Raw genomic sequence first — 6,421 nt, forward strand, 5'->3', positions numbered from 1 at the left:
ACCCCTCGCGTCAAGGACAGCTCGCCGACTGAAGCCCATACATTCATTTAAAATTACATACGAGTTTGGAAGCCATTTCCAACGCTGAGCTGCAGACCACATCTCAAGAACTGCAAGAGAAGCTTCACATCAGCCAACAGGAACGTCCGCAGGAGCAATTCATGCCAGATAGCGGTTTTTTCCAGCCCTTTGACCCGAGATGGAAGAGCGGACATGAGGCCTTCGCCGACCACTACGACCAGCTCGTTTTCCGCGCCTGCAACCTAAGAGGCGACAATCCACCTCGCGAATCCCTAGGCTCGCGCGATAACAAGAGGTGCGCACTTTGCAACAAAACGGAAGGCGAAACCAAATTCAGCAAAGAGGCGCACCTCATTCCTGCAGCCTTCGGAAATCGACACCTCTTCTCGTATGAAGAATGCGACGCATGCAATGGAGGGTACGGCGAGACACACGACAACCAACTGGCGAGCATGTTCCATCCACAGCGCGCCGTTGGTCGCGTCAGGGGACGAGCGGGCACCGCAAAGCTGAGGCACCCGGGAGGAGATTCACATATCGGCGGAGGTCAGTTTGACGGACCACTACCAGTCGTGCTGAGCGGCAGCGACACCACCTTGGAATTCAAGGTGTCCGAAGCGAGCAAAACAGCAACCCTCAGCATGTATGCGCCGCCTTATCGCCCCGTGGATGCAATCAAGTCAATCTTGCGGTCCACCTGGCTGTCACTGGAGGCCGCAGAGCGACAGAAGCATTCGTTCATTCGAGACTTCATTCTCGGGAAAACCAGCTTCTCCCCCACTGAATACTTCGAGTTCTTCATCCCAACCGGATACTCAGCAACAGTTCTTGAGTGCTGGCAAAAGAAAGCATCCAGTCAACTACCAACTGCACAACTCATCGTTCGATTCTCCTGCGTCAACACGTCCCTTGTATGGTGCGCTCCCGATGCTCGGGACGGAAGGCACTTTCCCTCACTGCTTCCTCCGATTGAAGGGCTACCCGCAGACTCACGCCCCACTGGAACCATGACAGCGGTAGCGAGCTCCGACGCCGAATACAAACCCCAGCGAGCAACCTATTCCATCGCCTTTGAGCAACGAATCGCGGGCAACCCAAACCAACCACCCCCAGTCATTCGGCCCCCCAAAAAAGAGCGCCGGAAGGCCGATGTTCGCATGGAACTGACGAAGCCAGATGGCAACACGCTAACCATCTCAAGCGTCCCAATGATCGAGCAAAGGCAGGATCAAAAAATCGGACGCTACCTATTCGAGGGGGGGGCCTTGGCGGGCTCCGTGCTCGTTCACGGCGACATGGCCTCCGGTCAAGCCCAGTTGCATGCAGAATATAAGCTTCACACTGCCCCCGCCCAAGATGCGCGCAGGACGCTTGATTTTATTCTGGCGCTGAAGCGCTCTGGCGGAATCCTTAAGGTGTACAGCATCAAGACCGGAGCCCTCATAATGCGGATGGAGCCCTCTCCCACCGACAAGTCTGCCGAGGAGCCTCCAGTTGCAAAACTCCTCGATTGGCTCTCCGTGATCAATCGTGAGTTCGGCACCGACATTAGAATTCCGCAAGAGGCAGATGCCTTAGTCCCAGAAGACGCAGAACTCCTAGCGGTGGCCATTCAGTATGGTGCGGTAAAAACACCGCCGAAGGAGCCTCTTCAGGTGTTCATCCCTCCCGATGACCTGAACGGCTTTCTCGAAAGCCTCAATACATATCAGGACTTGGAGTACTTCTCCGAGCCAACATACAGAGTATTCGGGCACGCGTTCCAACCAGGCATGGTACGCACCATCCTCATCAACCCAAAAGCAAATAGCACTACCGACACGAAGGCTCCCGAAGACGCAGTTCCCCAGCAGAACGAGACTGTGCGCCTACATCTCCACTGCGAGTCAGCAGTCCATATCTTTGAGAGATGGGTAAAGGGCGAACAGCGACAGCCATTTGATTGGGAGAGGTCTAATCGGGGCAGCCAAGCTTCACCTGGGCCTTTGACCGAGTGAATCCGATTCGTAATCGTTGGTAATTGGACCACCTCTTCTATGGCCTGATTCCTCAAGGGGGCGCATCTCGGGTGGAGATGCGCCAACTGCCAGGCGTTAGCGAAGGCCAAGTGAGATTTCCGACCCTGCCTGATTACCTCAACTGTGTCGAGCAGCCAGCAACCACTGCAAGGGATGCAGGCGCCCTCACCTTCGCATCAATCAGGGCCGGTACCGCTCCACCTCGTGGAAGAACTGCGTGAGCGAGTAGTCCAGCAGCGACTGGCAGGACTGCATGTACCGGCGGGCGCGGAGGAAGGGTAGCCAGACGCGCTTGCCCACCCGCACCTGGGACTCTTCCATCTTCTGCCGCAGCACCCACGTTCCGCCCAGCCGCCGCACCAGCACGTCCCCCAGGTAGGCTCCGAGCGCCGGTGCGGTGTGTCCATCGATGAGGTGCCGCTCGTACCGTTTGGGGAAGTCTTCCCTCCAGAAGAAGAGGTCGAGGTCCGTGAGGGACTCGGCCGTCTCGTCCATGATGGAGGGCACCTTGGTGTGCAGCGCTGCCACGAGACCTTCGGACAAGTCTCCGTAGGATTCGAGGACGCGCTCCGGATTCGCCACGTCCGACGAAAGGGCGACCGGCAGCCACTCATCCGGCACAGGCGGCCGGAAGGCGTTGAACTCGGCAATTTTTCGTTGCCGCTCGCTGATGGCGACCTCGTCCAACAGTCGCAAGAGGAACGGCGCCACGTCAGGGTGGAAGCGCGGCTCAACCGGCACGAGCGCGGCGCTGCGCTCTTTCAGCGTGCATAGCACCGTGTCGAAGTCGAGGTCCGGCCGCAGGTGGACATGGGCTCGGGCCTGAGCCACGCGCGCTTCCTCGCTGGCGAACTCGGCGGCAGTGGGCCACAGAACCAGGAGGACTGAACCGTTGGGAAGTTCCTCCACGAGATGCGCAGGAGTCGAGAGCATCCGCTCTCGGCCTACTGACTCCACCAACTTCGGACCGAAGATGTTCAGCCAGAACAACTCATAAATCTTGTCGAACCCATCTCTTCGCGCCTCTCGGTCGTCACGGCCAAAGCTAGGGGATCCAGCCAGTTGCTCGTCTGCGATGCTATGAGCCGATGCGTACGGCACGGGGTACCGAGTGGCCCAATCGCGGGCCACGCTCACAAGAGTGCGACAGGCGTCCACTCCAGAGAAGAAGTGGAGCGGCTGCACATCAAGACGGGAGTGAAAGCTGGACTCGCCCTGCGCGAGAGCAAGGTCGAGCCCCAGCGATACTGCGGGACTCTCCAAGCGGTACAGCCCAATGATTGAGCCATACTCATCGCGCCGCTCCTCCAGCGCACGCCACACGGCCTCTCGGGAATACTGTCGCTTCCGCTTAGACTTGACGATTGTTGGCATCCAGCTTTCGGCATGCTTTTCAAGCGCATCGAATAGAGGCGTCAACGCGCGCTCTACCCCTGCTGTCGCGTCGAAGCGTCCCTCGATGGTGAAGCTCAAGCTATCCACTTTGTTCAAGTCATGCAGTGTCAATAGCTTCATTGAGACTCTACCTCCACGCCCTTAATCTTCTGCTCTGCTATCTTTGCCGCACCGGTAAACAACTTCGGATCTTTCGGCAAAAGTCCTTGTCCTTCATAGACAAGGCGTACCCTCTGAACATCCGCCTGTTGCCGCATTCCGTCCCGCAAAATCCTTAGCGACCCACCGTAGTACCTCATCGCGTTGCTCGCATCCGTATTTACCCGCACCTGCAACTCATCCCACTTCAGGGGGCTGAGGTCTCGACTCTTGAAGCTGAACGTCTCCACCCGAGGCGACTGGCCCGCTGGAGGGCGCTCCTCGATGACGAGGACGTCGGCATACCGGAGGTCCACCTTCGAGACTCCGACGTGCGTCTCGATGCGCGGCTGCTCGAAGTCGCCGAGCCAGCGCCGCTGTGCGCGGGGCAACGCGGCGTCCGCCTCCAGGATGGCGATCATGGTCCTCTCGAAAGCCATGCCCCGAGCATAGTAGGCGCGCATCCCCCCGTAGCCCTCCCACTTCAGGGGGCCCTTGACGGCGTCACCGTCCCGAATCTCCTTCAGCCGCCTCTTGCGGTAGGCGACGTACTCCTGCCAGAGCGGCGCCCCCTTCTCGACTCCCGGAGGTGGCTCGTTCAGCTTGGGCGCCATCTCCTTCAGCAGCTTCACGTCCTTCGGGAGACGGGGCCCCGAGGACTCCAGCTCCGCCTGGAACAGCTTGGCCCTCGCGGACTCCTTTGCGCCGACCTTGGCGTCCTGCGCGAAGAGGTCCAGGTTGATGTACCGATTCCCGCTTGCGCCCCGTGAAGCCGCGGGCTGCGCGGACTCGCGACTCGCGCCTCCTCTCGCCGCCGCAGCCCCGGAGGACTCTCGGCTGGCCGTCTGCGCCTCCGCGGCGGACACCTCGGCGTTCTGCTCGAAGAGGTCCAGGTTGACGGGCCGCTTCCCTGCGGAGCCCCTGCTGGCCACGGCCTGAGCGGACTCGCGACTGGCCGCCTCCATCAGCACCGCCTGCGCCTTCGCGGGGTTTCCACGCGCCTCGTAGAGCGCCAGCAGTCCCGCTTCCCCCCACTCGGCGGCCACCAGCGCGCCCTCACGGCTCGCCTGGAGGTAGCGCAACAAATCGCGCGCGGCAGTGATGCCGAGCTGCTCCTCCAGGCGCGCCATCAGCGCCTTCATGCCGGCCACGTCGAGCGCCGGCATCTGGAGGCGCCGCAGCCCGCCACGCGACTCCACCAGGGCCCGAGCGCCCTTGCCGCCGGCGTACACCGCCACCGCCAGCGCGGCCGGCGCCAGCTCGCGCGTGGCCTGCTCGTACTTGCCCTGCGCCAGCGAGTACGCCCCGTGCCCCGTCCCCACCGCCAGGTGGTAGAAGCCCACCGGCACACCGAAGGTGAGAGAGTCAAAGGCCCCCGCCGAGAGGCTTCCCGGCGAGTAGTGCCTCTCCATCAACGCCTTCTGCACTTCGTCGAGGGCGGCCTGGTAGGGCGGGGGCATCTGCCCACGCATGGCCATAAGCTCCGTGTACCGGGCCTCACCGCTCACCGAGGTGCTGGAGAGCATGTCGCGGCCCGCGCGCCCCAACCCGCGCAGCACGTCGCCGGCCTTCTCTCCTCGCTCCGGGAACTCCCCCAGCTCCATGCCCCGCCGCTTCAGCTCCTCGCGGACAGCAGCCATCGCGCCCAGCGTCTCGCCCAGTTGCTTGTCGCGGGCGAGTCGCTGCACCACCTCGCGCAGCTCGTCGTCGAAGGCCGAGTGCAGGACGAAGAGGGAGAACACCTCCGCATACGGCACGCCGTACTTCTCCACAGCCGTGACGATGAAGTCCGCGCGCTTGCGACTGAGGACGGCCGAGGCGTCTTCGTCCATCGGCCCCAGGGCGCCCAGCCGGACAGCGTCCCAGGCCGTGAGGGACTGCACCACCGCGCCCATGTCCCCCACCCCGCGCTGCATGGCCACGAACTCCGCGGGCGAGGCACACGCCAGGAAAGGCGCCAGCACCTCCCGGCTTTGAGTCAGACGGGGCCAGTCCGGAGGCAGGGCATTGCCGCCACAGACGAAGGCACCACCCTCGCCGCCCGAGCCGCGCACTCCCTTCCCGTTGACGGCATTGCCGGTGGGCACTCGCCGATAGCCCATCGGCGCCGGCTCTGGCGTCCCATCCGCGGAGCCCGACGCATCCCCCTGGTACACACCTGTCGCCGCGCTCCTCGCCGCCTGGGAGGGCACGGAGAGGGGACTGAAGGCCAGGGCCGCACCACGGCCCGCCTGGCCCGGCCTCGCCGGCAACGAGGCGCACCCGGAGGCCAGGAGGGCCACCAGCAGCGCCGCGCCAAACCCGCTGCGCCAAGGCCGCTCAGCGCGCATTGTCCACCCCCAGCCCCACGGAGGCGAAGGCGCCTGGCCGCAGCGTCCCTTCCGCTGTCGGGAAGAGCAGCGTGCCCCCCTGCCCCACCGCGTACAGCTTCCCACCCAGGAAGCGCCATCGCGCCTCGGCCGAGGCGAGGTAACGCGCTCCTGGCTGGCCGGCGCCCACCGCCACGCCGCCCACCCCCACCGAGAGGTTGCGGTGGAAGAGCTGCGTCTCCAGCCGGCCGTCCACGTCTACCCGGCCCCAGTTGAAGACCTCGGTGCCCATCGTCAGCCGGAAGTGGCGCTGCCCCAGCACGCTCAGGCTCTCCGCATCCCAGCTCAGAATCACTTCGCCGTAGGCCGAGTACCCGTCCGAGAAAGGCGCGTCCGCCTGCGGCAGGGCAGTCGGGCCCGCCACCTGGAAGCGCGCCAGCTCGTAGTCCGGGCCGAAGGCGCCCTGCCGGAAACCTCCGCGCTGGAGGCGGCCCTCCAGGCGCGCTCGCAGGTCCATCCTTGAGGTCAGGTACTCAGCCC

At 63.4% G+C, this 6,421-nt stretch carries 3 protein-coding genes and 1 pseudogene; 1 reads left to right on the top strand and 3 read right to left on the bottom strand.

What is annotated here, in order from left to right; translation table 11 throughout:
• The first annotated feature begins 65 nt into the window (after positions 1-65).
• Complete coding sequence (locus tag HV826_RS21745) at positions 66-2,018, top strand: HNH endonuclease (protein ID WP_217918724.1); 1,953 nt, start codon at positions 66-68, stop codon at positions 2,016-2,018.
• Between the two features lie 201 nt (positions 2,019-2,219).
• On the opposite strand, the gene HV826_RS21750 is transcribed toward HV826_RS21745, so the two are convergent.
• From HV826_RS21750 to HV826_RS21760, 3 genes and pseudogenes are all read right to left on the bottom strand, one after another.
• The gene (locus tag HV826_RS21750; RefSeq protein ID WP_095957645.1) at positions 2,220-3,554 is read right to left on the bottom strand and encodes a hypothetical protein; all 1,335 of its coding nucleotides are present in this window, start codon (positions 3,552-3,554) and stop codon (positions 2,220-2,222) included.
• The gene (locus HV826_RS21755; protein WP_176418926.1) at positions 3,551-5,902 is read right to left on the bottom strand and encodes a hypothetical protein; all 2,352 of its coding nucleotides are present in this window, start codon (positions 5,900-5,902) and stop codon (positions 3,551-3,553) included. Before HV826_RS21755 ends, HV826_RS21750 begins: the two co-directional genes overlap by 4 nt.
• Positions 5,892-6,421 (bottom strand): annotated as a pseudogene (locus HV826_RS21760) (hypothetical protein); the annotation flags it as partial. The pseudogene HV826_RS21760 and the gene HV826_RS21755, both read right to left, overlap by 11 nt.

Source organism: Myxococcus sp. AM010 (genome assembly GCF_013372585.1).
GTDB lineage: Bacteria > Myxococcota > Myxococcia > Myxococcales > Myxococcaceae > Myxococcus > Myxococcus vastator.

Coding starts and splice junctions, on each gene's coding strand:
- HV826_RS21750 (WP_095957645.1), bottom strand. CDS start 3,554: ATGAAGCTATTGACACTGCATGACTTGAACAAAGTGGATAGCTTGAGC.
- HV826_RS21755 (WP_176418926.1), bottom strand. CDS start 5,902: ATGCGCGCTGAGCGGCCTTGGCGCAGCGGGTTTGGCGCGGCGCTGCTG.